22 protein-coding genes and 1 tRNA gene are annotated in these 25265 nt (G+C 66.1%); 11 read left to right on the forward strand and 12 right to left on the reverse strand.

Annotation, left to right across the window (positions count from 1 at the left end):
* Positions 1-163: 163 nt before the first annotated feature.
* Positions 164-832 (forward strand): MOSC domain-containing protein, encoded by a 669-nt coding sequence (locus tag AC6BOR_RS01520; RefSeq protein WP_498059478.1) that lies wholly within the window; start codon positions 164-166, stop codon positions 830-832.
* Here the strand turns inward: AC6BOR_RS01520 and AC6BOR_RS01525 are convergent.
* From AC6BOR_RS01525 to trxB, 4 genes are all read right to left on the reverse strand, one after another.
* Positions 768-1796 (reverse strand): lysylphosphatidylglycerol synthase domain-containing protein, encoded by a 1029-nt coding sequence (locus tag AC6BOR_RS01525; protein ID WP_498059479.1) that lies wholly within the window; start codon positions 1794-1796, stop codon positions 768-770. The two genes, AC6BOR_RS01520 and AC6BOR_RS01525, sit on opposite strands and share 65 nt — an antisense overlap.
* A gap of 31 nt (positions 1797-1827) precedes the next feature.
* Positions 1828-1900, reverse strand: a tRNA-Ile gene (locus AC6BOR_RS01530).
* Between the two features lie 425 nt (positions 1901-2325).
* The gene (locus tag AC6BOR_RS01535) at positions 2326-3237 is read right to left on the reverse strand and encodes a LysR family transcriptional regulator (RefSeq protein WP_498059480.1); all 912 of its coding nucleotides are present in this window, start codon (positions 3235-3237) and stop codon (positions 2326-2328) included.
* Positions 3238-3264: 27 nt separating this feature from the next.
* A complete protein-coding gene (gene trxB, locus AC6BOR_RS01540; protein ID WP_498059481.1) occupies positions 3265-4197 on the reverse strand; it encodes a thioredoxin-disulfide reductase in 933 nt (310 codons plus the stop codon).
* Positions 4198-4390: 193 nt separating this feature from the next.
* Between trxB and AC6BOR_RS01545 the strand changes: the two genes are divergently transcribed.
* Positions 4391-4870, forward strand: coding sequence for an Lrp/AsnC family transcriptional regulator (locus tag AC6BOR_RS01545; RefSeq protein ID WP_207759205.1), 480 nt, complete (start codon positions 4391-4393; stop codon positions 4868-4870).
* Here the strand turns inward: AC6BOR_RS01545 and greA are convergent, their stop codons facing one another.
* The 4 genes from greA to carA all read right to left on the reverse strand — a co-directional run bounded on the left by greA (position 4871) and on the right by carA (position 10222).
* Positions 4871-5350, reverse strand: a complete 480-nt coding sequence (gene greA, locus AC6BOR_RS01550) for a transcription elongation factor GreA (protein WP_086116302.1) — start codon at positions 5348-5350, stop codon at positions 4871-4873.
* A gap of 98 nt (positions 5351-5448) precedes the next feature.
* Positions 5449-8691: a carbamoyl-phosphate synthase large subunit gene (carB, locus tag AC6BOR_RS01555; RefSeq protein ID WP_498059482.1), complete on the reverse strand. Its 3243-nt coding sequence runs from the start codon at positions 8689-8691 to the stop codon at positions 5449-5451.
* Positions 8691-9053: a ribonuclease E inhibitor RraB gene (locus AC6BOR_RS01560; RefSeq protein ID WP_086116304.1), complete on the reverse strand. Its 363-nt coding sequence runs from the start codon at positions 9051-9053 to the stop codon at positions 8691-8693. Before AC6BOR_RS01560 ends, carB begins: the two co-directional genes overlap by 1 nt.
* The gene (gene carA, locus AC6BOR_RS01565) at positions 9050-10222 is read right to left on the reverse strand and encodes a glutamine-hydrolyzing carbamoyl-phosphate synthase small subunit (RefSeq protein WP_498059483.1); all 1173 of its coding nucleotides are present in this window, start codon (positions 10220-10222) and stop codon (positions 9050-9052) included. The genes AC6BOR_RS01560 and carA overlap by 4 nt, the downstream gene beginning before the upstream one ends.
* 136 nt (positions 10223-10358) lie before the next feature.
* Between carA and AC6BOR_RS01570 the strand changes: the two genes are divergently transcribed.
* The 6 genes from AC6BOR_RS01570 (at position 10359) to AC6BOR_RS01595 (ending at position 17702) form a co-directional block, all read left to right on the forward strand.
* A complete protein-coding gene (locus AC6BOR_RS01570; RefSeq protein ID WP_498059484.1) occupies positions 10359-10811 on the forward strand; it encodes a GatB/YqeY domain-containing protein in 453 nt (150 codons plus the stop codon).
* Between the two features lie 50 nt (positions 10812-10861).
* Positions 10862-11215 (forward strand): endonuclease domain-containing protein, encoded by a 354-nt coding sequence (locus tag AC6BOR_RS01575; protein WP_498059485.1) that lies wholly within the window; start codon positions 10862-10864, stop codon positions 11213-11215.
* Between the two features lie 94 nt (positions 11216-11309).
* Positions 11310-13145, forward strand: a complete 1836-nt coding sequence (gene dnaG, locus AC6BOR_RS01580) for a DNA primase (RefSeq protein ID WP_498059486.1) — start codon at positions 11310-11312, stop codon at positions 13143-13145.
* Positions 13146-13265: 120 nt separating this feature from the next.
* A complete protein-coding gene (gene rpoD, locus AC6BOR_RS01585) occupies positions 13266-15275 on the forward strand; it encodes an RNA polymerase sigma factor RpoD (protein WP_086116309.1) in 2010 nt (669 codons plus the stop codon).
* Positions 15276-15343: 68 nt separating this feature from the next.
* Entirely contained in the window at positions 15344-16966 is a 1623-nt protein-coding gene (locus AC6BOR_RS01590; protein WP_498059487.1) for a hypothetical protein, read from the forward strand.
* Between the two features lie 40 nt (positions 16967-17006).
* On the forward strand, positions 17007-17702 hold the full coding sequence (locus AC6BOR_RS01595) for a hypothetical protein (RefSeq protein ID WP_498059488.1): 696 nt from the start codon (positions 17007-17009) through the stop codon (positions 17700-17702).
* Here AC6BOR_RS01595 and AC6BOR_RS01600 read toward each other — a convergent pair whose 3' ends face one another.
* On the reverse strand, positions 17703-19232 hold the full coding sequence (locus AC6BOR_RS01600) for a hypothetical protein (protein WP_498059489.1): 1530 nt from the start codon (positions 19230-19232) through the stop codon (positions 17703-17705).
* A 142-nt stretch (positions 19233-19374) separates the two neighbouring features.
* Between AC6BOR_RS01600 and AC6BOR_RS01605 the strand changes: the two genes are divergently transcribed.
* Positions 19375-20217: an AAA family ATPase gene (locus AC6BOR_RS01605; protein WP_086116313.1), complete on the forward strand. Its 843-nt coding sequence runs from the start codon at positions 19375-19377 to the stop codon at positions 20215-20217.
* A gap of 9 nt (positions 20218-20226) precedes the next feature.
* Here AC6BOR_RS01605 and AC6BOR_RS01610 read toward each other — a convergent pair whose 3' ends face one another.
* From AC6BOR_RS01610 to AC6BOR_RS01620, 3 genes are all read right to left on the reverse strand, one after another.
* Positions 20227-22074 carry an amidase family protein gene (locus AC6BOR_RS01610; RefSeq protein WP_498059490.1) on the reverse strand — a complete coding sequence of 616 codons (1848 nt, stop codon included), beginning with the start codon at positions 22072-22074 and terminating at the stop codon, positions 20227-20229.
* Positions 22075-22170: 96 nt separating this feature from the next.
* The gene (locus tag AC6BOR_RS01615; protein ID WP_498059491.1) at positions 22171-22887 is read right to left on the reverse strand and encodes an SDR family NAD(P)-dependent oxidoreductase; all 717 of its coding nucleotides are present in this window, start codon (positions 22885-22887) and stop codon (positions 22171-22173) included.
* Positions 22884-23609 (reverse strand): SDR family NAD(P)-dependent oxidoreductase, encoded by a 726-nt coding sequence (locus AC6BOR_RS01620; RefSeq protein ID WP_498059492.1) that lies wholly within the window; start codon positions 23607-23609, stop codon positions 22884-22886. The genes AC6BOR_RS01615 and AC6BOR_RS01620 overlap by 4 nt, the downstream gene beginning before the upstream one ends.
* 42 nt (positions 23610-23651) lie before the next feature.
* Here AC6BOR_RS01620 and AC6BOR_RS01625 point away from each other — a divergent pair, with 42 nt between their 5' ends.
* Both AC6BOR_RS01625 and AC6BOR_RS01630 read left to right on the forward strand, forming a co-directional pair.
* Positions 23652-24605 (forward strand): SDR family NAD(P)-dependent oxidoreductase, encoded by a 954-nt coding sequence (locus AC6BOR_RS01625; protein ID WP_498059493.1) that lies wholly within the window; start codon positions 23652-23654, stop codon positions 24603-24605.
* Positions 24602-25246, forward strand: coding sequence for a glutathione S-transferase family protein (locus tag AC6BOR_RS01630; protein ID WP_498059494.1), 645 nt, complete (start codon positions 24602-24604; stop codon positions 25244-25246). Before AC6BOR_RS01625 ends, AC6BOR_RS01630 begins: the two co-directional genes overlap by 4 nt.
* The last annotated feature ends 19 nt before the right edge of the window (positions 25247-25265 follow it).

Raw genomic sequence — 25265 nt, forward strand, 5'->3', positions numbered from 1 at the left:
CCCCACATTGTCATCCGGTCGCAAAAGGCCGGTGTCTGGTGTCAGCGCGCCCCGATCTCGACCGGGGCCACCAGCGCTTTTGCGCCAATGATGAAGCAATGAGACACTGGATCACCTCCTTTCAGCTTGTTGAACAAGGTCCTCAGTGTCAGAGGAAATGGCCATGATCGCAAGTGGCATAATCGCGCAGCTGCGCATCGGGCGGCCGCAACCCATTGCTGGGGTGGCGCTTCCGTCAGCCTATCACCGCCAGCCGGTTGCAGGGCCGGTTGCGGTGCACGCACTCGGGCTGGAAGGCGACCAGGTTGGCAACACCCGCGTGCACGGCGGGCCGGACAAGGCGGTCTATGCCTATCCGCTGTCGGGCTATGCCGGCTGGATCGCCGAATTTCCGGAGTTTGCGGATCGCTTCGTGCCCGGTGCCATGGGCGAGAATCTCGTGGTGGATGGGCTGGACGAGGCCAGCCTGTGCCTGGGCGACGTGATCCGCTGTGGCAGCGCCACGCTGCAGATCGCCCAGATCCGGGAGCCCTGCTCCACCTTTGCCGCCGTGCTGGGCAGCAAGCGGGTGGTGAAGGCAATGACTTTGTCGGGCCGCTGCGGCTGGTATTTCCGCGTGCTCGAAGGCGGCGCGATTGCCGCTGGTGATGGCCATGATGTGATCGAACGGCCGCACAGCGATTGGCCGATCAGCCGCTTCACCCCGATTGCCGCCGGACGGGCCGGAAAGCTCGATGAGCTGGTGGAACTGGCGGCGATGGCCGCGCTCACGCCTCGCTGGCGGCAGAAACTGGCCGATCGGGCAGAGCAGCTGCGGCGCGGGCCGTTCTGAGCGCCTTCCATTCCAGCACGGCGATCACGCCAGCGCCCAGCACGAACGGCACGAAGGTGTACATCAGGCGGAACAGCGCCACGGCGGCGAGCACGCCGGCCTTGTCCGCCTCTGGCATCAGGCCAACGATGACCAGTTCGAACACGCCGATGCCGCCCGGCGCATGGGCCAGCGCGCCAGAGACCATGGCAACGGCATAGATGACGAGGAAGGTGAGCAGATCGGGGATGCCGGCCACCGGCAGCAGCAGGATGTAGAGGGCGCCGCCGGCAAAGGCCAGATCGACGGTGCCGATGGCGATCTGCTGCAGGGTTTCCTTGCCGTTCGGTATAGTGAAGCGATAGCGCCACAGCCGGAATTCGCGCCGCCAGGTGGAGGCAAGAACGGTGTAGAGCGCGACGCCGGCCAGGAACAGTGCGCCGATGAACTCCTCCACCGCCGGCGGCGCCCATTCGCGCAGCTGCTGCGGCATCAGCGTGGGGGAGACGACGAGACCAACGCCAGCGACGAAGATGATGCCCAGCCAGAAGGTCCAGCCGCAGAGCAGGATGATCATGGCGATATCGGCCGGGCGCACCCCTTCGCGGGTGTAGATGCGATAGCGGACCGTGCCGCCGGTGAGGATGGTAACGCCCAGCGTGTGGCTCATGGTGAAGCTGGAGAAGCTGGCGGCGGCCAGCATCGGCCAGCCGATCTTGTACCCCAGATGCCGGGTGGCGAACCAGTCATAGCCGACCAGCACGACATAGGAGAGGAAGGTGGAAGCCGCAGCAAACACAATCAGATGCGCCGGGGTGGAGTTGATCTCGCGGATCACGTCATCCAGCGTGACCTGGCCGGAAATCTTCTTGAGGCCCCAGGCCGCAAGGCCTAGCACCAGCAGGCCCAGCGCAGCGCCGACCCAGGTGGTCCAGGTGGCGCGGGGGCGTTTGGCGGGTGTGGATTCCGCTTGTTCTGCCGACACGCCCAGACGCCTCATCCTTTCACAACACCGGTGGGCCCGGAGGGATTCGAACCCCCAACCTAGCCGTTATGAGCGGCCAGCTCTAACCGTTGAGCTACAGGCCCGGCCCGGTGCCCCTGCGGTTAGCGCAGCCGTGTGGAAATGGGAAGGCCAGCTCGGCCCATCGAGAGGACGCTTGGTCGCAGGTGAAAAAAAGGGCCGGATGCCTGGGGGAGGCATCCGGCCCGAAATTTCGCCCGGAATGGCGCCGGGAGGGGAGGAGTGGCGCATCCGGGCTGGCAAGGCGCATCAAGGGGGGAGGAGAGCGCCTGCCGGCCGGGTGAACCGCGGGAGGGGAGGAGTGCGGCGGACCCGGCGTGACCGCTATCGCGGCGACACGATCTATCTACGGATTCGCCGGGGCGTTTTGCAGTGCACAATATCGGTCTGCAGCCATGCATTTTTTGCATGGGGCTTGCATGCAATGGCAGACAGATCTTTGATTTTGCGCAAATTTCCGCCACAGCCAAAATGGCTGCGACAGCCTGCCTCACATATCAAGGGCCTGGCTGGTCATGCGATCGACCAGGAAATCCCGCAGCGCGGCAATGCGCAGGGACCGGCGCAGTTCCGACGGATAGGTGAAGAAGGTGCGGAACACCGGCCCTTCCACCTGCGGCAGCACCACCTGCACCCTTCCCGACGAACGGATCAGATAAGATGGCAGCGCGGCGATGCCGGCGCCCGACTCAACCGCTTGCAGCACGCCATGGCTGTTGTTGATGGTGAGCGCGGCCGGGCGGGGATGGCCTTCGTGGCCAAGTTCCAGGATCCAGTTGATGCCCTTCAGATAATCGGGGGCGGCATCGCCATAGGCAATCAGCCGGTGCTGCTCCAGATCGGCGATGGTCCTGGGTTCGCCGTGGCGGGCGAGATAATCGGGGCTGGCAACCAGATAGTGACGGATATTGGCGAGCGGGCGCTGCATCAGCTCGCTCTGGAACGGACGGTGGAAGCGGATGGCGACATCGGCCTCACGCTTGGCCAGATCCAGATCGGCATCGGTCAACATCAGGTGGACGCTGATATCGGGATAGAGATCGAGGAAATCGCCCAGCTGCCGCGCCAGCCAGGTGGAGCCGAAGGAAACGGTGGTGGTGAGCCGGATCGCGCCGGTTGGCCGGTCGCGGCTGGCATCGATCGCCTGGGCGGCACGGTCGATGCGCTCGTGCATGTCGGCGGTGGCGTTGCGCAGCTGCTCGCCCTCGTGCGTCATGGCAAGGCCGCGGGCGTGGCGGTGGAACAGCTTGGCGCCCAGGCTTTCTTCCAGCGCCGCGATCTGGCGCGACAGGGCGGGCTGGCTCATGTGCAGGCGGCGGGCGGCCTCGGTAAAGCTGCCGGCGTCCGCCACGACATCAAACAGGCGCAGCTTTTCCCAATCGAGATTGATGCCCGGCTGCACCCCTGGTCCCCTGCCCCCGTTCAGGCCTCAACCGTGCGCCAGAAACCGCTCGGCTTCAAGCGCGGCCATGCAGCCCATGCCGGCGGCGGTGACGGCCTGGCGATACAGCTTGTCCTTCACGTCGCCAGCGGCAAACACGCCGGGCACGCTGGTGGCGGTGCTGTCGGGCTGGGTGATGATATAGCCTTCGTCATCCATGGTCAGCTGGTCGGTGAACAGGCTGGTCGCCGGCACATGGCCGATGGCGACGAACAGGCCATCGGCCGGCAGATGGCGGGTGCTGCCATCGCGCGTGTCGCGCAGGGTCACACCCTCCACCTTCAGCGGCATGTCCTGGCCGTGGACCTCCGCCACTTCCGCGTGCCAATGCATCACCACCTTGGGGTTTTCCAGCAGGCGGGCCTGGTTGGTCTTGTCGGCCCTGAGTTCGCCGCGGCGGTGGACGAGATGGACCCGGGAGGCAAACTTGGTGAGGAACATCGCCTCCTCCACCGCCGTGTTGCCGCCGCCGACGACCACGACCTCCTTGCCGCGGAAGAAGAAGCCATCGCAGGTGGCGCAGGCCGAAACGCCGAAGCCGCGGAATTTCGTCTCACTTTCCAACCCCAGCCAGCGGGCCTGGGCGCCGGTGGCGATCACCAGCGTGTCGGCCGTCCAGCCCTGGCCGCTGTCGGTTTCCAGCACGAAGGGGCGCTGCGACAGGTCAACTTTCGTCACGATGTCAGTGATGATCTCGGCGCCGACGTGGGCAGCCTGGGCCTCCATCTTCACCATCAGATCGGGGCCCATCACCATGGTTTCGCCCGGCCAGTTTTCCACCTCGGTGGTGATGGTCAACTGGCCGCCGGGCTGCAGGCCCTGGATCAGCACCGGGGCCAGCATGGCGCGCGCGGCATAGACGGCGGCGGTATAGCCGGCCGGGCCGGAACCGATGATGAGGACCTTGGCATGACGGGACATGATTGCGAATCTCCGGATGGGCGGGAACGCCGCCTGCGTGTTTGCGCCTGACTTAAGGCAAAATGCCGGCTTTTCCAGCCCGCCGCGGCGCGCATGGGTCGGCTTGCGCAAACGACGCAGTTATCACACCGCATCTTGCGCGGTTTTGAAACAATGTTATCAATCCCGGCACTGAAAGATTGGAGTCTTGCCCTTGGTCCACCGTTCGCGCCTGCCGATCGACGATATCGACCGGGTGATCCTGCGCCATCTGCAGTCGGAAGGCCGCATCACCAATGTCGATCTGGCCAATCGTGCCGGGTTGACCGCGCCGCCCTGCCTGCGCCGGGTGCGCGCTCTGGAGGACAATGGCGTCATCCGCGGCTATCACGCCGATCTGGACAGCGTGGCGCTGGGCTATGGCATCACCGTGTTCGCCATGGTCAGCCTGAAGAGCCAGGCCGAAGCCGACCTGCGCGCCTTTGAAGAGCATGTCGCCACCCTGCCCCAGGTACGCGAATGCCATATGCTGAACGGCGAGATCGACTTCATGCTGAAGGTGGTCGCCCACGATCTGCAGGAGTTCCAGAAATTCCTGACCAGCCAGCTGACCCCGGCCCCGAACGTTGAAAGCGTGAAGACCAGCTTCGTGATCCGCACCAGCCTGCAACGCCCGGGCGTGCCGGTGGATTGATCAGACGAATTCCAGCGTTTCAATCAGATAATATTTGTCGCCCGACGGGGTGTTCACTTCCACCTCGTCGCCCTTGCGGCGGCCGATCAGGGCGCGGCCCAGCGGCGAGGAGAAGCTGATGCGGCCGGCGCGCACATCGGCCTCATGCTGGCCGACGATCTGATACTTGACCGGCTTGTCGTCCTCATCAAGCAGGTGGACGGTGGCGCCAAACACCACCTTGTCGCCCGACAGGGTCTTCGGATCGATCACGACGGCGCGGGCCAGCATGTCTTCCAGTTCGATCACCTGGGCTTCGATCTGGCCCTGGCGTTCCTTGGCGGCGTGATATTCGGCATTTTCCGAAAGATCGCCATGGGCGCGGGCTTCCTCGATGGCTTCCACCACCGCCGGACGCTCCACTTCCTTCAGTTGCCGCAGCTGCACCAACAGGGCTTCATGCCCGGTCGGCAGCATCGGCACCTTGTCCAAACTCGCCATGGTTTCAAACTATCCTGCAAGTCGTTTCAAAGATATGCCCCTGAAGCCGCGTCCGCAAACGCCGCCGCCAGGGGCTGTTCAACGGGCCGTCATGCCCGTCAGGATTGGTGATGATAGGATTGTAGCGGCCGAACTTCAAGGGAATGCCGCCGCATCGCCGCAATCGCCGCCACCGCCGCCCGGCTGGCCGGCGCCGTCGTATAATAAGGCACGCGGCCATATAGGGCAGAGGCCCGGATCGACTGGCTGTCCTTCAGCGATTGCAGGCCTTCGGTGGTGTTGAAGATCAGCGCGATCTCGCCGTCCTTGATGCGGTCAACGATGTGCGGCCGGCCTTCGGCAACCTTGTTGACCAGCGTGACCGGGATGCCGGCGGCGCCGAGCACGGCAGCAGTGCCACTGGTGGCAACCAGCTGGAAGCCCATGCCCACCAGATCGCGGGCGGCATCGATGATCTGCGGCTTGTCGCTGTCCTTCACGCTGATGAACACGCGGCCTTCGTTGGGCAGCCTGGTGAAGGCACCCAATTGGCTCTTGGCAAAGGCGGTGGCGAAATCGCCATCAATGCCCATCACCTCGCCAGTGGAGCGCATTTCGGGGCCGAGCACCGGATCAACGCCGGGGAAGCGGGCGAACGGGAACACGGCTTCCTTGACGGCGATATGGTTGCCGACATTGCGGGGTGAGAGGTCGAAATCCGCCAGCCGCTCGCCTGCCATCACGCGCGCGGCGATCTTGGCCACCGGGATGCCGGTGGCCTTGGCAGTGAACGGCACAGTGCGGCTGGCGCGCGGGTTGACCTCGATCAGGTACACCTCGCCGTCCTTCACGGCGTATTGCACGTTCATCAGGCCCTTGACCTTGAGCGCGCGGGCCAGAACATCGGTCTGGCGCTCGATCTCGGCGATGATGTCGGCGGGCAGGCTGTATGGCGGCAGTGAGCAGGCGCTGTCGCCCGAGTGCACGCCGGCCTCCTCGATATGCTGGAGCACGCCGGCCACGTGCACGGTCTCGCCATCGGCCACCGCGTCCACATCCACCTCGATGGCATCGCGCAGATAACGGTCGATCAGCACCGGCGACGTGCCCGACACCACCACCGCCTCGCGAATATAGGTTTCGAGCTGGGCGCGGGTGTCGACAATCTCCATGGCGCGGCCGCCCAGCACATAGGACGGGCGCATCAGCACCGGATAGCCGATGGTTTCGGCGACCTTCACCGCTTCCTCGGCCGAGCGGGCGATGCCGTTTTCCGGCTGCTTCAGGCCAAGCTGGTTGATGAGGGCGGCAAAACGCTCCCGGTCTTCGGCCAGATCGATGCTGTCGGGGCTGGTGCCCAGGATCGGGATGCCGGCATCCTGCAACGCCTGCGCCAGCTTCAGCGGGGTCTGCCCGCCAAGTTGCACGACCACGCCGACCAGTTCGCCATTCTTCTGTTCGGTGTGCAGGATTTCCAGCACATCCTCGGCGGTCAGCGGTTCGAAATAGAGCCGGTCCGACGTGTCATAATCGGTCGACACGGTTTCCGGGTTGCAGTTGACCATGATGGTCTCGAACCCGGCGTCCCCCAGCGCGAAACAGGCGTGGCAGCAGCAATAATCAAATTCGATGCCTTGGCCGATGCGGTTGGGGCCACCACCGAGGATGACGATCTTTTTGGCGGCGCTCGGGTTGCTCTCGCAATCGGGCGTGCCAAAGCTGGGCGCCTCATAGCTGGAGTACATATAGGGCGTCTTCGCGGCGAATTCGCCGGCGCAGGTGTCGATGCGCTTGAACACCGGCCGCACATCGAGGGCGCGGCGGGCGGCGGCGACCTCGGCTTCGCTGATGCCAGCGAGCTTCGCCAGCCGGGCATCGGAAAAACCCAGCGATTTCAGGCGGCGGAACCCGGCGGCATCGGTGGGCAGGCGGTTCGCCTTCACGCCGGCTTCCACCGCGATCAATTCCTGCATCTGGCGCAGGAACCAGGGCTCGAACTTGGCAATCTGGTGGATGCGCTCCACGCTCATGCCCGCACGCAGCGCGTCGGCCGCCACCAGCAGCCGGTCCGGCGTCGGGCTCGACAGCGCCGCCTCGATCTCCTCGATGGTGGCGCCTTGCAGATGCGGCAGCTCGTCAAAGCCGGTCAGCCCGGTTTCGAGGCCGCGCAGCGCCTTCTGCACGCTTTCCTGCCAGTTGCGGCCGATGGCCATCACCTCGCCGACCGACTTCATGGCGGTGCCAAGCAGCGGCTGCGCGCCCTTGAACTTTTCAAAGGCAAAGCGCGGGATCTTGGTGACGATATAATCGATGGTCGGTTCGAACGAGGCCGGGGTCGCCCCGGTGATGTCGTTCATGATCTCGTCGAGTGTGTAGCCGACGGCGAGCAGCGCTGCGACCTTGGCGATGGGGAAACCGGTCGCCTTGGACGCCAGCGCCGACGAACGCGACACGCGCGGGTTCATCTCGATCACGACCAGGCGGCCATCCTTGGGATTGACCGCGAACTGCACGTTGGAGCCGCCCGTCTCCACCCCGATCTCGCGCAGCACCGCGATGCTGGCGTTGCGCATGATCTGATATTCCTTGTCGGTCAGCGTCAGCGCCGGGGCGATGGTGATGCTGTCACCGGTGTGGACGCCCATCGGGTCGATATTCTCGATCGAGCAGATGATGATGGCATTGTCGTGCTTGTCGCGCACGACCTCCATCTCATACTCCTTCCAGCCCAGCACGCTTTCCTCCACCAGCACTTCGGTGGTGGGGCTGGCGTCCAAGCCGCCGGTGACGATGCGGATGAACTCTTCCCGGTTGTAGGCGATGCCGCCGCCGGTGCCGCCCATGGTGAAGCTGGGCCGGATGATGGAGGGCAAGCCGACATGCTCCAGCGCCGCCAGCGCTTCCTCCACGCTGTGGGCGATGCGGCTGCGCGGGCTTTCCAGCCCGATCTTGTCCATCGCGTCGCGGAATTTCAGCCGGTCCTCGGCCTTGTCGATGGCTTCGGCATCGGCGCCGATCAGGGCGACGCCATATTTTTCCAGCGTGCCATCGCGGTGCAGGGCAAGCGCGGTGTTGAGCGCGGTCTGGCCGCCCATGGTGGGCAGCACGGCATCGGGGCGTTCCTTGGCGATGATCTTGGCGACGATCTCGGGCGTGATCGGCTCCACATAGGTCGCGTCCGCCAACTCCGGATCGGTCATGATCGTCGCCGGGTTGGAATTGACCAGGATGATGCGATACCCCTCCCCCTTCAGCGCCTTGACCGCCTGAGTGCCCGAATAATCGAACTCACAGGCCTGGCCGATGATGATCGGGCCGGCGCCGATGATGAGGATGGATTTGATGTCGGTGCGTTTGGGCATCAGTCTGCAAGTCCAGTTTCAGCGTGACAGCCCCAGCCGTCAAACTCGACGGCATGAAGAATCTCGATTTCAAGGGCGCGGCGGGTCAGGGCGGAGATGGCCTCACGGTCAGACGTGCTGTCGATCTGCAGATCGGCCGCCATGTCGCCATCCTCATATTCGGCAAAGCCAACAAAGCGAAAACCCAGCGTTTCGGCGTTGCTGGCCAGCATCTCGATATTGGTCTGGTTGCCCTTGAAGTGCAGATCGATCGGGCGCGAAATCGCGGCGATGTCGCCATTTTCGGCCAGTGCGCTCAGCACCTCCTCATTGGCGGCCAGCTCTTCGGCAAGCAGGGCAGGATCGACCTTGGCAACGCTCATGCCACCGGCTCCAGCGCGCTCACGAACTTCTGGAACAGATATTGGCTGTCCTGCGGGCCGGGGCTGGCTTCGGGGTGATATTGCACGCTGAACGCCGGCCGGTCGGTCAACTCCAGGCCCGCCAGCGTGCCGTCGAACAGCGAGATATGGGTGGGCCGCGCCGTCGGCGGCAGCGTGTCGGTGTCCACGGCAAAGCCATGGTTCATCGAGGTGATCTCGACCCGGCCGTCAGACAGGCGCTTGACCGGATGGTTGGCGCCGCGGTGGCCCTGCGTCATCTTCAGCGTCTTGGCGCCCACGGCGAGGCCAAGCAGCTGGTGGCCCAGGCAGATACCGAACAGCGGCAGGCCGGCGTTCAGGATCTTCTGGATGGTCGGCACCGCATGGACGCCGGTGGCAGCCGGATCGCCGGGGCCGTTGGACAGGAAGATGCCCGCCGGCTTCAGGGCCATGATCTCGTCGAACGTCGCAGTGGCCGGCACCACCGTCACCCGGGCCCCGGCGGCGACCAGGTTGCGCAGGATGTTGTGCTTCATGCCATAATCAATGGCGACCACATGCGGGCCATTGGGGTTGCCGCTGTGCACCGCATAGCCGCCGTGCAGCGTCCACAGGCCATCGTCCCAGCTGTAATTCTGGGTGGCGCTGATCACGCTGGCAAGGTCCATCCCCTCCAGCCCCGGCCAGCCACGCGCCTGGTTCAGCAGCTGCTTGAGGTTGAACTGGCCGGCCTTGTTGTGGGCAATCACGCCATTGGGCGCGCCGCCGGTGCGGATGCGCTTGGTCAGTGCGCGGGTGTCGACACCGGAAATGCCGATGCGGCCCCATTTCTTCATCCAGTCGTCAAAGCGGCGCTGGCTGCGGAAATTGGCGGCCGGGGTGACGGGTTCGCGCACCACGCAGCCCAGCGCATGCGGGTTGGGCGATTCGATATCGTCATCATTGGCGCCAACATTGCCGATGTGCGGGAAGGTGAAGGTGATGATCTGCCCGGCATAGCTGGGGTCGCTCATCACTTCCTGATAACCGGTCATGGCGGTGTTGAAGCACACCTCCCCCACCGCAACCCCTTCGGCGCCAAAGCCATGGCCCCAGATCACACTGCCATCCGCCAGCACCAGAACGCCAGTTGCGCCTTTGGGTTGGACGGGCGCTTTGGCATCGGCCATGGGTGGAATCCTTCGGGTTGCGGGCAAACGGCCGCGCACCTAAGGGTGTGCAGCCGCGCCGTCAATCTATTCTTGTCCGCCCCAAGACGCTATCGAGGGGCAAACATCAATCCGCATTTTCATTCATGAGGACGCCATGCTGCGCGATGCCATCAAGACCGCCACGATCGAAGCCATGAAGGCCCGTGACACCGCCCGCACATCGGCGCTGCGCCTGATCAGCGCCGCCTTGAAAAACAAGGACATCGAGCTGCGCACCGGCACGGCCCCGGCCGATGACGATGCGGTGGTGGCCGATGTGCTGATGAAGATGGCCAAGCAGCGCCGGGAATCGATCGAGATGTATGACAAGGGCGGCCGCGCCGAACTGGCCGACGCCGAACGCGCGGAACTGGCGGTGATCGAAAGCTTCCTGCCCAAGCAGATGGACGAGGCCGAGGCGATGGCGGCGATCAAGGCCGTGGTGGCCGAACTGGGCGCTTCCTCCGTGAAGGACATGGGCCGCGTGATGGCCGCGGTGAAGGAGCGCTTTGCCGGCAAGCTGGATATGTCGAAGGCGAGCGGGATGGTGAAGGCGGCTTTGGGGTAACAACTCCCCTCCCGCTTGCGGGAGGGGTTGGGGGTGGGCATCATCCGGCAATGCCAGGCAAGACCCCCAGAAGCATCGCGCCCGAACAATTGCGGCGCGCGCGCAGCCTTCGCCGCAACGGCACCCGCCACGAAGCGTTATTGTGGAGCCGGCTGCGTAACAGCGGATGTGGCCACAAGTTTAGCCGGCAGATCAGCATAGGACCGTGGATCGTCGATTTCGTGTGCCGTAAGTCTCGGCTGATCGTGGAACTGGATGGCGCGCACCACAATGTTATCCGAGATGCACGACGCGATCTTGATCTGGCCACGCGCGGCTATCGCGTGATCCGGTTTGGCAACTGGTCCGTCGATGAGGATCTCGACGCTGTTGTCCGCCAGATCGTGGCGGCGATTGAGGGCTGACCTGTGGCATTCCCACCCCCAACCCCTCCCGCAAGCCGGAGGGGAGCCGTGGCGACACATTGCGCCAGCGGCCGGGCCTCGGCATGAGGAGGCCATGACCCTCTCCCCCGCCTTTCTGGACGAACTGCGCGCCCGCGTGCCGATTTCGCCGGTGGTGGCGCGCCGCGTGAAGCTGGTGCGGGCCGGGCGGGAGATGAAGGGCTGTTGCCCGTTCCACAACGAGAAGACGCCCAGTTTCTACGTCAATGACGACAAGGGCTTTTATCATTGCTTTGGCTGCGGTGCGCATGGCGATGTGATCCGCTTCCTCACCGATGGCATGGGCCTGCCGTTCATGGAGGCGGTGAAGCAGCTGGCGGCCGAAGCCGGCATGGAGGTGCCCGCCCCCTCCCCAGAAGCGCGCGCCAAGGCCGAGGTGGCGGACAGTCTGGTCGAGCTGACCGCGCGGGCGGCGGCCTGGTTCCAGGCCCAGCTGGCTGGCGACAAGGGCGCAGCCGCCCGCACCTATCTGGATCGCCGCGGGTTGAAAGCCGAAACGGTGAAGGCCTTCGCGCTGGGCTTCTCGCTCGACAGCCGCACGGCGCTGCGCAGCCATTTGAAAGATGCGGCGGCCGACAAGCTGCTGGAAGCCGGGCTGATCGGCAAGGCGGATGATGGCGAGCATTTTGATCGCTTCCGCGGCCGGCTGATGTTCCCGATCCGCGATGCGCGCGGGCGGGTGGTGGGCTTTGGCGGGCGCGCTTTGGGCGATGTGCAGCCCAAATATCTCAACTCCGCCGATGGTCCGCTGTTTGACAAGGGGCGGCTGCTTTACAACCTGGACCAGGCCGGACCAGTGGCGCGCAAATCCGGCCGGCTGATCGTGGTGGAAGGTTATATGGACGTGATCGGCCTCGCCCAGGCCGGCATCGCCGAAGCCGTCGCCCCGCTGGGCACCGCGATGACCGAGCAGCAGCTGGCGCTGGCCTGGCGGCTGGTGGACGTGCCGACCCTGTGTTTCGATGGCGATGCTGCCGGCAGCCGCGCCGCCACGCGCGCGGCCCTGCGGGCGCTGCCGCTGCTGAAACCCGGCAAGTCGCTCAGCATCGCCACCCTGCCCCAGGGGCAGGACCCGGATGACATCTGCCGCAGCGGCGGCGCACCGGCGTTCGAGGCGGTGCTGGCCGGGGCGGTGCCGCTCATCGATCATGTCTGGGCGTCGGAAACGGCCGGGCTTGAAACCGCAACCCCGGAACGCCGGGCCCAAGCGCGGGCGCGGTTGCGGGAAGCAGCGACCAGCATTGCCGACCCCGATGTGCGCAGCCTCTATCAGGCCGAATTCAGCCAGCGCTTTGAGGCGGCCTTCATGGCGCGGCCGCAGCGCCCGGCCTGGACCCCGCGCAAGCCGGGCGAGAAATGGCAGGCGCCGATCCCGCCGGCATCGGCCGCCTTGAAGGCTCTGGCCAGCCGGCGGCGCGATCCGTTGGTGACGGCACTGATTGCCGGGCTGTTGCTGCGCCCGGCGCTGGCCGATGAACATGGCGATGCATTGGCGGCGCTGCGGCCCGATGATAGCGATGATGCCGCCGTGCTGGCAGCCGTGCTGGCCGCCACCGCGCGTGACCCGGCCCTTGAAAAACCGGCCCTTCATGCCCAGCTTACCGATCAAGGGCTCGGCATGGCCGTGCAACAGTTGTTGGCGGGCAATGGCCTCGCCTTCAGTTTCGTGCGGGATCGGGCCGACCCGGCCGAAGCAGCGGCGGATTTTGCCATCGCGGTGCAGCAGGCGACCGCCCGGCAAGGGCTGGTGCGGGCGCTGTCCGAGGTGACCATGCGCTTTCAGTCCAGCCTGGACGAAGCGAATTACGAGACGCAGCAGGCCCTGCGCCGCGATATCGAGGCGCTGGATGCGGCGATGATGAGACTGGCGGAATCGCGGCGAGAAGGCTAAGGCGTGTATAATAGATGCGCAGCCACGCCCTGCACCGCCCGACCAACCGCCGGGTGGGCGGGGTGATTGACGTTAAATCGGGGCCGATCCGGCCCCCGACAGCCGAGGATGTTGGACCGCATGGCCAAAGCAGGCGCCAATGAAGCCACCGAAGCCAAGAGCGAAGGCGATGCCCCGCTCATCGATCTGAACGAAGCGTCGATCAAGAAGCTGATCGCCCGCGCCAAGAAGCGCGGTTACATCACCTATGACGAGATCAACGAGGCCCTGCCTCAGGACCAGATGACCAGCGAGCAGATCGAGGACATCATGTCTGCGATCAACGAGATGGGCATCAACGTTGTTGAAAACGAGGAAGCCGCCGACGACGGCGACGCGCCTGAAGAGGAGGAGCCGGAAGCCGAACCGGTGGATGGCGACCTCGCGCCGGCGCCCGTTGCCGCAGTCAAGGCCCCACTCGATCGCACCGATGATCCGGTGCGCATGTACCTGCGCGAAATGGGCGCGGTGGAACTGCTGAGCCGCGAAGGCGAAATTGCCATCGCCAAGCGCATCGAAGCCGGCCGCAACACCATGATCGCCGGGCTGTGCGAAAGCCCGATGACGTTCAGCGCCATCATCGAATGGTCCAACGCGCTGAACGAAGGCCGCATGCAGCTGCGCGAAATCCTGGATCTGGAAGCCATGCTGGCCAAGGATCCGGTGGAGGGCGAGGAAGAAGGCGGCGAAGGCAGCGATCTGCCCACCGTGCAGTTCAAGGAAGAGGAAGAGCCGGAAGCCGAAAGCGCCCCGGCCGACGAGGAAGACGAATTCACCGAGCGCCGCGCGCCCCAGCGCGCCGAGGCGGATGATGATGACGAAGGCGGCCTGTCGCTCGGCCAGATGGAAGAGCAACTGAAGCCGGCGGCGCTGGAGAAGTTTGCCGAGATCACCGGCACCTACAAGAAGTTCCAGAAGCTGCAGGAAGCCCGGCTCTCGGCTCTGCACGGCGGCCCGGCCTTTGCCGCGGGTGACGAGAAGAAATATCAGAAGCTGCGCGAGGAGCTGACGCGCGGCGTGCAGTCGATCCACTTCAACAACAACAAGATCGAACTGCTGGTCGAGGCGCTCTACACCCAGAACAAGCGGCTGATGGCGCTGGGCGGCAACATGCTGCGCCTGGCTGACAAGCACAAGATCAACCGCAAGAATTTCCTCGACGAATATGTTGGCAACGAGATGGACGAGGCCTGGATGGCCCGTGTTGCCGGCATCGACAAGCGCTGGGCGGCCTTTGCCGCCGCCGAAGCCGGCGCGGTGGAAAAGAACCGCCGCGAGCTGGGCGGCATCGCCGAGACGACGGGCGTCGACCTCAACGAGTTCCGCCGCATCGTCAACATGGTGCAGAAGGGCGAACGCGAGGCCCGCATCGCCAAGAAGGAAATGGTGGAGGCCAATCTGCGCCTTGTCATCTCCATCGCCAAGAAATACACCAACCGTGGCCTGCAATTCCTTGATCTCATTCAGGAAGGCAATATCGGCCTGATGAAGGCGGTGGACAAGTTCGAGTATCGCCGCGGCTACAAGTTCAGCACCTATGCCACCTGGTGGATCCGGCAGGCGATCACCCGCAGCATCGCCGATCAGGCCCGCACCATCCGCATTCCGGTGCACATGATCGAAACCATCAACAAGCTGGTGCGCACCAGCCGCCAGATCCTGCACGAAATCGGCCGCGAGCCGACGCCGGAGGAACTGGCCGAGCGGCTTTCGATGCCGCTGGAAAAGGTGCGCAAGGTGATGAAGATCGCCAAGGAGCCGATCTCTCTCGAAACGCCGATCGGCGACGAGGAAGACAGCCACCTTGGCGATTTCATCGAGGACAAGAATGCCGTGATCCCGGTCGATGCCGCCATTCATTCCAATCTGAAGGAAACCGTGACCCGGGTGCTGGCCAGCCTGACGCCGCGCGAAGAGCGCGTGCTGCGCATGCGCTTTGGCATCGGCATGAACACCGATCACACGCTGGAAGAAGTGGGCCAGCAGTTCAGCGTGACGCGCGAGCGCATCCGCCAGATCGAGGCGAAGGCGCTGCGCAAGCTCAAGCACCCGTCGCGCAGCCGCAAGATGCGCAGCTTCCTCGACGTCTGACCGGGGCCGGCCGGGCTGCAACAAGCAGGCGGTTGCCATTGGCAGCCGCCTGTTTCACATTTGCGGCCATGGCCCATCCCCTCACCTATCCCGCCGCGCTGTCGCTTGCCGCTGCCCTGCTGGCCGCGCCGACCGCGCCGCCGGCTCCCAGCCCCGAAGCCGCACTGGCCACTGCCGCCGCCCAATCGCGCTGCGGCACCGGAGAAGGTGCGGCCCAGGGTGGCGATGGCAAGGCCGTGCTGGTCGCCGGTCTGACCCCGGTGCACATGGCCGTCAGCCAGGTGACGCAGGCCCAGGCCTTTTTCGATCAGGGTCTCGGGCAGTTGTGGGGCTTTGATTATGACGAAGCGCTGAAAAGTTTCGAGGCAGCCGGCCGGCTCGATCCGGCCTGCGCCATGTGCAGTTGGGGCGCGGCGCTGGCCTTGGGGCCCTATATCAACAGCGGGCCGATTAAGGCCGACCAGATCGCAAGGGCGCGCGGCCTGGTGGAAAAGACGCTGTCCAGCCCCGGCCTGACCGACAAGCAGCGGGCCCTGGCCGAAGCCTTGCTGGCCAGTTACGCGCCGGGCGGCACTGACGATGGCGCCCATGGCGGGACCTATGCCGATACGATGGTGGCACTGGCGCAGCGTTGGCCCGATGATGATCTGCTCGTGATCATGGCAGCTGAAGCGATCATGAGCAGCCAGCCATGGGATTATTGGCAGCCCGATGGCCGCACGCCCAAGGCGCGGGCCGGCACCGCGCTCGCGCTGGTTGATGCCGTGCTGGCGCGCAATCCCGATCACCCGCAGGCCATCCATTTGCTGATCCATCTCACCGAAGCATCGGCCACGCCCGAACGCGCCGCCGGCCCGGCTGCCCGGCTGGAACGGGTGGCGCCCGCCGCGCCGCACATGGTGCATATGCCCAGCCACACCTGGTACCGGCTGGGCCGCTTTGTCGAAAGCGTCGCCGCCAATCAGCGCGCGGTGGCCGCCGACGAGGCTTATGCCCGCGCGGTGGGTGATGATCCCCGCAACTATGGCTATTTCAACCATCACACCCATTTCATCCTGTCGTCCGCCCTGCAGCTTGGCGATGCGGCCACCGCGCTGAAGGCTGCCGATGCGCTCGAAGCCTCCATCACGGTCGAACGGGCGGCCGGATCGGCCTTTGCCGAGGTGCGGCGGCTGTCGGCGCTGCAGGCACGGCTGCAGCTGTTGGCCCCGGCCGATGTGCTCGCCCTGCCCGCCCCGGATCAGCGCCTGCAGCTTACCCGCCTGCTGTGGCATGGCGGCCGGGCCGAGGCGGCTGCCCGCACCGGCCAGCTGGTGCTGGCCCGCACGGAGCTGGCAGCCATCCGGCAGCTGCGCGCCGCCCTGAAACCGCCCGAAGACCCTGAAGACCCGCGCGCCGCGCTCACCACCCTGATCGATGGCAGCGCCCGCGCCGCCCTGCTGGCCGCTGAAGGCAAGACAGCGGCAGCGCTGAAACTCTATCGTGCGCTGGAAGCTGTGGAATCCCGCCTGCCCTATCGCGAACCGCCGCTGTGGCCCGTGCCGATTGCCGCCACCTCGGCGCGACTGCGGTTGGCCGTTGATGACCAGGCTGGCGCCCGCGCGGATTTCGCCCGCGCCCTGGCGCTGCGGCCCGGCAGCAAGCTGGTGCTTGATGGGCTGGCCGCAGCGCGCACTGATCAGAAGGCGTGACAGCTTGTCGCAGCGCACCATGCACGCTAACAACTTGGCCATGACAAGAACCGGTCGCGCCCTGATCCTGCCCCTGATTGCCTTGGCGCTGGCCGGCGCCGGCCCGGCCCCCGATCTGCGGCTGGAGCCACTGCGGGAGGCAATCATCACCGATGCCCGCGCTCTTGATCCGGCCGGCATGGCCTTTGAACGCACCACCACCGCGGTGCGGCGCGGCCCCGGCATCAAGGAAAAGACGGTGACGGTGGAGCGCTGGGATGGCGCGCGCTGGACTTTGGTTTCGGTGAACGGCAAGGCGCCTTCGGCCAGCCAGTTCAAGAGTTTCTGCAAGGCCACCGCTGCCAATCCGGTGCCTGGTTATCACCGGCTGGCGGCCCTGCTCGCCGCCGCGTCTGATGTTCAGGTGGATGATGATGGCCGCAAGATCCTGAAAATCCCGGTGTTGCCGGCCGGTTCGGTGCGCACCGACACTGGCGATATCTCCAGCCATCTTTCCGGGGAGGCGGTGATCGCCAACACGGATGGCAAGCCCTGGGTGGCGCGCCTGAAGGTGCGCGCACGCGAAAATTTCAAGCTGAACCTGCTGATCAAGGTCACTGGCTTCGAGCAGACCTTTGATTACCGCCTTGGCCCGGACGGCAAGCCGCGCCTGGCCAGCCAGACCGCCGACAGCCGTGGCAGCATGTTCGGCTTTGCCGGCGGCCAGACCGACGAGGTCACCTACGCCTATCGCTGATCAGCGTTTGGCTGGTTCCGGCGCCTTGTATTGGGCGCCCAGCGTGGCTTCGATATCGGCGACCTTGATGGCGCGGCTGGCCTGCGCCGCAAACAGCGCATCGGCCGGGGTGACGAAATCCATGATGCTGAACCGGCTGACGAGGCCGGGCCGGCCACTGCCAGCCGAGATATAGTTCATCAGCACCGCAAAACGATCCTGTCCCTTGGCAGCCGCAGCGCGCGCAGCGGCGACCAGCAGCGCCTCGGTCACGGTATCAAGCGCAGCCGTGCGGAACGAGCTGATGCCGGTGGCTGCGCCATCGCGCGTGGGCTTTGGCTGCATGGCCTTGGACGTCGGGGCAATCTGCTTGCCGAATTCCTGCGCTTCGGATGGATCCTCCCAATGCGGCAGCAGGCTGACCAGCAGGTTGAGCACCCCCTTGCCGGTAAGCGCGTCGCGGGCCACCTTGTTGGCATCGTTGCGGATCTTCGCCGGATCAATGCCGGGCGCGGCGCCGGGGCCGCCCTTGGCTTGCACATTGGCGATGATCTGCGCCGTCAGGCTGGCGGGCGACAGCCAGCGCGGCCGGCCGGCAACCAGGCCCTTGGCCTCCTCGATCTTGCCTTGGTTCAGCGCGACCTGCGCTTTGGCCAGTTGCACCATCTCATCGGCGCGGGCCACCTGTTGCGCGGCTGTCTGCGCGGCCTGATCGGTGCCGCCCGCCTTGGCGGCCAGTTCGTCAATCTCCTGGCTCACCTTGGCCAGCGTGTCTTCGGCGCCCTTGGTGTCGCCGGCCAGTGCCTGCACGGCGGCCTGGTGGGCCAGAATTACGACTCCCGGCTTGCTCAACTGCGCCACCAGCACCTTCAGATTGGCCGCCGCACCGGCCCAGTCACCGGCGGCTTCCAGCGCCGTCGCAGGGCGCAGATTGGGCAGAACCAGCCAGATGCGGTCGTGCAGCTGCTTTTCCTCCGGGGTGATTTCCGGGGTCAGCGCCATGATGCGCAGCGCCTCTTCGGCCATATAATGCCCAGTGGGCCGGGCCTGCGCGGCCTGGAAGGCGAGCTTCTCGGCTTCGGCCTGGTTGTTTTGCGACAGGCGCGCGAGCGCTTCGAGCAGCAGCGTGCCCGAACCCAGCGTCCGGTCAAAATGGCTGCGGACGAGCGGGGTCAATTCCACGCTGCGGGCGGCGCGGGCATCGGCGATGGCATCATCGAACCGGCCCATTTCAAACTGGCGCACACCGCGCATCATCAACACTTCGGCACGGCGCACCGGATTGCCGGTGGTGCGGCTGTCGGTCAGGGCTTCGGTGCAGGCGGTGATGCCCTTTTCGCCGGCCTCACGGGCCGACGGGTTGTCGGCCTCGGCGCTGCCGAACAGGCCCAACGTGCCCAGGATCAGGATGCCGCGCCCCACTTGTTCACCCGGGGTCTGGCGGCGCCCATAGCCATCGCAGCGGATCAGCGCCGATGGCGCCGCCAAGGCTGGTGCAGCCGTGGCAGCCAAAAGGAGACCGGCAATCGCCAGACGGACAGTCCGACCCATGAAAACCCCCAGGATTAACCCCATGCACACGAATCTGCGTGTGTTGCGGCGTTATGGCACTGCCCCTGCCCTTCGCACAATGACAGGATTGCATGGGCGCGCCGGCTTGCCTAACCCTGTGGTGCAACGAAAGGGATTGTTCATGCGCTTCCAGGGCACGTCAGGTTATGTGGCCACCGATGATCTGAAGGTGGCAGTGAATGCTGCCGTCACGCTGCGGCGGCCGCTGCTGGTGAAGGGCGAACCGGGCACCGGCAAAACCGTGCTGGCCCACCAGATCGCCCAGGCCTTTGACGCGCCGCTGATCGAATGGAACGTCAAGTCCACCACCAAGGCACAGCAGGGCCTGTATGAATATGACGCGGTGAGCCGTCTGCGCGACAGCCAGTTGGGCGATCCCCGCGTGTCTGACATCGCCAACTACATCAAGCGCGGCAAGATGTGGGAGGCCTTCACCTCCGAGAAGCTGCCGGTGCTGCTGATCGACGAGATCGACAAGGCCGACATCGAGTTTCCCAACGATCTGCTCACCGAACTCGACCGCATGGAGTTCGATGTTTACGAAACCGGCGAGCGGGTGAAGGCTGCCCAGCGGCCGATCGTGATCATCACCTCAAACAACGAGAAGGAACTGCCTGACGCCTTCCTGCGCCGCTGTTTCTTCCACTATATCAAGTTCCCGGATCGCGACACGATGGAGGCGATCGTGCGCGTCCACTTCCCCGACATCCAGCGTGCGCTGGTCGGCGAAGCGCTCAACATCTTCTTCGACATGCGCGAGGTGCCCGGCCTCAAGAAAAAGCCGTCGACCAGCGAACTGCTCGATTGGCTGAAGCTGCTGATGCACGAGGATCTGCCGGTCGACGTGCTCAGGAACCGTGACACCAAGACCCTGATCCCGCCGCTCCACGGCGCGCTGCTCAAGAACGAGGCCGACGTGATGCTGTTCGAACGCCTGGCCTTCATGAGCCGGCGCGGTCAGTAATCAGGACTGCTATCGCGGGGCCAGTATCACCCGCCCGGCACCAAGGGGTTGGCCGGTGGTGTGCAGCGTTGCATAGAGCCGCCCGGCAGCGAAATCGGCGCGCGCACGGGCATCGAGACGCAGGTCTGCCTGACCAGAGCGAGCGCCGGGCCCAAGCAACTGCGCCAGCACCGGGCCGGGCTTGCCATCGGGGCTGCGGTGCACGGCCAACGCCACAGGTGCATGCTGGCCGCTGCCAGTCACCCGGGCCGTTACGGTGAGCAGGGCATTGAGCGGGTCATAGCGCCAGTTGAGCGTGGCTCCGGCCTTGCCCGCCGCGATGCGGGCGCTGCCGGATTGCGCGGCCGGGGGCTGGCCATTCACCAGCGGCGGCGTGCTGAACGGGGCTTGGCGAGGCTGCGCCGCCTGTTCCCAGCCATGGGCCAGTGCCAGCAGCCGCGGCTCGCTGAAGGCGGCGCCCAGCAGTTCGATGCCCACCGGCAGGCCGCGCACGGTGAAACCGGCCGGAATGGCGATGGCCGGCAGGCCGGTGCCGGCCGACAGGCGGCAATTGCTGGCGATATTCTCCGCCCCGATCACCGGCGGCCGCCCCAGCGCAGACGGATAGAGCAGCGCATCCAGCCGCTGCCCGGCCAGCAGCGATTCCACATTGGCGCGTGTCGCGGCCTGCCTTGCCAGCACGGCCCGATAGCCCGGATGGCTGCGCCCCGGCGAGGCAAGCGCATCGGCAAAGCGGGTTTCCAGCTGATCATGGTGCAGGCCGGCCGCAACAATAGCCTTCAGACCGCTCACCCGCGCCCCCGGATGGCCGGCCAGATAGCGTTCCAGATCCTCGAGAAACTCGTAAGAGCCAACCGTGATCTCCGCCGTCGTCGGCAGCCCGCCGGGGATGTCCACATCCACCACCTCGGCCCCGGCAGCCTTGAGGGCGGTGATGGCCCGATCATACACCGGTCGCCCCTCCGCATCATCGGGGTTCACCACGAACATCGCCCGCACCACGCCGATGCGCGCGCCCTTCAGCGCGCCGGGTGTGAGGCTGTCCAGATAGGATGTCGGCCTTTTCGCATCCGCCCCCAGCGTCACCGGATCGGCCTTGTCCTCGCCCACGGTGGCATCCAGCATCAGGGCCAGATCGGCCACCGAGCGTGCCAGCGGTCCGGCGACGTCCTGCGTGTCCGACAGCGGCATCACCCCGCGCCGGCTTGCCAGTCCGCGCGTGGTGCGGATGCCGAACAGATTCTGATAGGCAGCCGGAATGCGGATCGAGCCGCAAGTGTCGCTGCCCATGCCGGCAGCCGCAAAACTGGCGGCGACCGCAGCGCCAGTGCCGCCGCTGGAGCCGCCGGGCGAACGGGTGGGATCATAGGGATTGCGCGTCTGCCCGGTGTGGGAACTGATGGTGATGGTGCCGGCGGCCAGCTCGTGCATGGTCGTCTTGCCCAGGATGATGGCGCCGGCCGCGCGCAGCCGGGCCACCTGTTCGGCGTCCTTCGCCGGTCGCAGGGTCGCCAGCGCCAGCGTTCCGCCGCCGGTTGGCATGTCGTGCGTGTCGTAATTGTCCTTCACCAGCACCGGGATGCCGTGCAGCGGCCCGCGCGGACCCTTTTCGGCGCGTTCCCGATCCAGCGCGTCGGCATCGGCCAGCGCATTGGGGTTCAAGGTGACAATGCTGTTGAGCGCCGGCCCGGCCTGATCATAGGCGGCAATGCGGGCCAGATAGGCCTGCACCAGTTGGCGCGCGCTGATGCGCCCGCTGCGCATGGCCGCCTGCAGATCGGCGATGGAGGCCTCTGCCACCTCGGGCGGCGGGGCGGCGCCACTGGCCGTTGCCATGGTCATGGCCGCCAGGCCCATGCTGATTGCTGCCCCAAGGCCGTGCCGCTTGCCCACCATCCCTGCCCTTCCATCATGACGGGTGGCAGCATGGCGGCAGCGGCGGCGCCCCGTCAATCACCGCAGCATGAGGCCGCCATCGATGGCGAGGCTTTGCCCGGTGATATAGCTGGCAGCCGGGCTGGCGAGGAACAATATGGCGTTGGCAACCTCGGCCGGCTGGCCCCAGCGCAGCATTGGAATGGCCTTCATCAGCCGCTTTTCGCGCTCCGGGTTCTGGCGGGCGCCTTCGGTCATGCGGGTTTCGATGAAGCCGGGGGCAACCAGGTTCACGCGCACGCCATCATTGGCCCATTTGTCCCCCAGCGCACGGGTGAGGCCCAATAGGCCGGCCTTTGACGCGGTGTAGGCCGGGGTTTCCTTTAGCGCCAGGAAGCTGGCCAGGCTGCCGACATTGACGATGCTGCCGCGCGCTTCCTTCAACAATGGGTGAAGCCGCACCGACAAGTCCATGACTGCGTTCAGATTTGTATCGATGACGGCTTCGAACTCGTCCTGCTCATATTCCCGCGCCGAACCCCGGCCGGCGTTGTTGATCAGCACATCCAGCGCGTGGAAATGCGCCGCCACCTCGGCCCGCGCTTCCGGCCAGGTGAGATCGGCCTGGATATAGGCCACACCGGCCGGCGGATCGTCATAGCAGCTGATATGGCTGCGCGTGCCGGTGACGGTGACGCTGGCGCCCTGCGCGGTGAATTGTTCGGCCACCGCCTTCCCGATGCCCTGGGTGCCGCCGGTGACAAGAACGGTGCGCCCCTGTGCCCAGTTGCTCATGCCGAAAGTCCTCCGTCGATCACCAGCGACGTGCCGGTGACATAGCGCGCCGCATCGGACGCCAGAAACAGGATGGGGCCGGCGATATCGTCGGGCTCGCCGATGCGGCCCAGCGGCACCTGGCGTTCGGTGGCCGCCAGCCGATCGGGATGCTCCCAGGTGATCGCGGTCATCTTGGACCGCACCAGGCCGGGGGCGACGAGATTGACCCTGATCCCTTCCCCGCCCAGCGCCTGCGCCAGCGTGCGGGTGAGGGTGAGCAGCCCGCCTTTGCTGGCCGAATAGGCCGGCTGGCCGATGGTGCCCTTGAAGCTGGCGACGCTGCCGACCAGGATGACACTGCCGCGCGCTGCCGCCAGCGCCGCCCGGAACCGCATCACCAGCGCCATCGGTCCGGTGAGATTGGTGGCGAGCACATCGGCAAAGATTTCGGGCACGAACTCGGCACGCTTGTAGGCTACCTTGGCACCTGAGACGACCAGCGCGTCCAGTTGTGCCATGCCGGGATCAAACGCCGCCACGGCAGCAAGGTCGCCCTGATCGAGCTGGTGATATTCCATGCCCGCCAGATCGCCATCGGTGCCGGCATAATCGGCGGCACTGCCCCGCGTGCCGGTGACGATCACCCGCGCCCCGTTATCCCGGAACGCCCGGGCAGCGGCATTGCCGATCCCGGTTGACCCCCCTGTCACTAGCACGGTCTTGCCGGCCCACTCTCCCACGCCCACTCTCCCCCGCGGCGATTGATGAGGGAGATTTGGGCCATGGCGCTTCTGGCGGGCAAGGTCGCGATTGTGACAGGCGCGGGCCGCGGACTGGGGCGATGCCACGCCCTGGCCCTGGCCGCCCATGGTGCATCGGTGGTGGTGAACGATCTGGGCGGCAGCGTGACCGGCGGCGCCCCTTCTGAAAATGGGGAGGACGCCGCCACGGCCGTGGTGGCCGAAATCATGGCCGCTGGCGGTCGTGCCGTGGCCAACCGCGCCAGCGTGGCCGATTGGGCCGGCGCCAGGAGCATCATCGATGATGCCATCGCGGCCTTTGGCGGGCTGGACATCGTGGTCAACAACGCCGGGATCAACCGCCCGGCCAGCCTGATCAACCTGACGGAGGCCGATTATGATCTGGAAACCGCCGTCCATCTGAAGGGCACCACGTCCGTGTGCCACCACGCGGCGGCCTGGTGGGCCAAACAGGGCCGGCAGGACGGGCGGGCCATCATCAACACCACATCGCCGGTGGGCGTGCATCCAATGCCGGACGGCGGCCCCTATTGCGCGGCCAAGGCGGGGATTGCGGCCCTGACCGTGGTGGCGGCGCAGGAGCTTGCGCATCTGGGCGTGCGCGCCAACGCCATCGCACCGGCCGCCCGCACCCGCATGGTGATGGCCAGCCCGAGCGTGGACCAGTTGATGCCGCGTGCCGACGGCTTTGACCGGCATCTGCCGGACCATGTCTCACCGCTGGTGGTCTATCTTTCCAGCCATCTCAACCGCTTCACCGGCCGCATCTTTGGCTCCGAAGGGCCGGACGTAGCGGTGTATCAACCGTGGAGCGCTGACTGGCTGGTAAGCGGCGACGGGCAATGGCCGGTCGAAGCGCTGGCCTCCGCCCTCGCCAGCGTGCCCGAACAGGCGCCGATCCGGGCCTTTTACCCCGGCGGCCGCATCGACACGCTGATCCCGCCCAACCGCACGCTCAAGGCCCTGCGCGGATGACGCCGGTCGTCTCGGTCTTTGCTGCCTCCCCCGATGGCGGGCGCGGGCTGGCGCGGGACATGGCGGTGCGCTGGGCGCTGCTGGAGGCGGAGGTGGCGCATGACCTGCGGCCATTGTCGTTCGCAGAGCTGAAGACAGCGGACCACAAGGCGCGCCAGCCCTTTGGCCAGATCCCGACGCTGGAAACGGACGGGCTGATCCTGTTCGAATCCGGTGCCATCGTGCTGCATGTGGCGGAACGCCATGGGCTGTTGCCGGCTGAACCGGCGCTGCGCGGGCGCGCCCTGGCCTGGATATTTGCCGCCGTGGCGACGGTGGAGCCGGTGATTGTCGAGCACGAGGTCGCGGTGCTGCTGGAAGGTGACCGGCCGTGGACGCCCGAACGCCTGCCCTTGATCGAGGCGCGGCTGCGGCAGCGGCTGGATGATCTGGCGGCCGCCCTGGGCGAGGCTGAATGGCTGGTGGGTGACTTCAGCGCGGCCGACATCATGATGATCTGTGCGCTGCGGCGGCCGGCGGCAGCGCGGCTGCTGCCGGACTATCCGGTGCTCGCCGCCTATGTGGCGCGGGCGGAAGCACGGCCGGCGTTCGTTCAGGCCTTTGCCGACCAGTTGGCGCGCTGGCAGGCCGGCACCGGCTGACAAATTTCCGCATTGCGCT

It is taken from the genome of Sandarakinorhabdus sp. FBCC-B8862 (assembly GCF_059745315.1).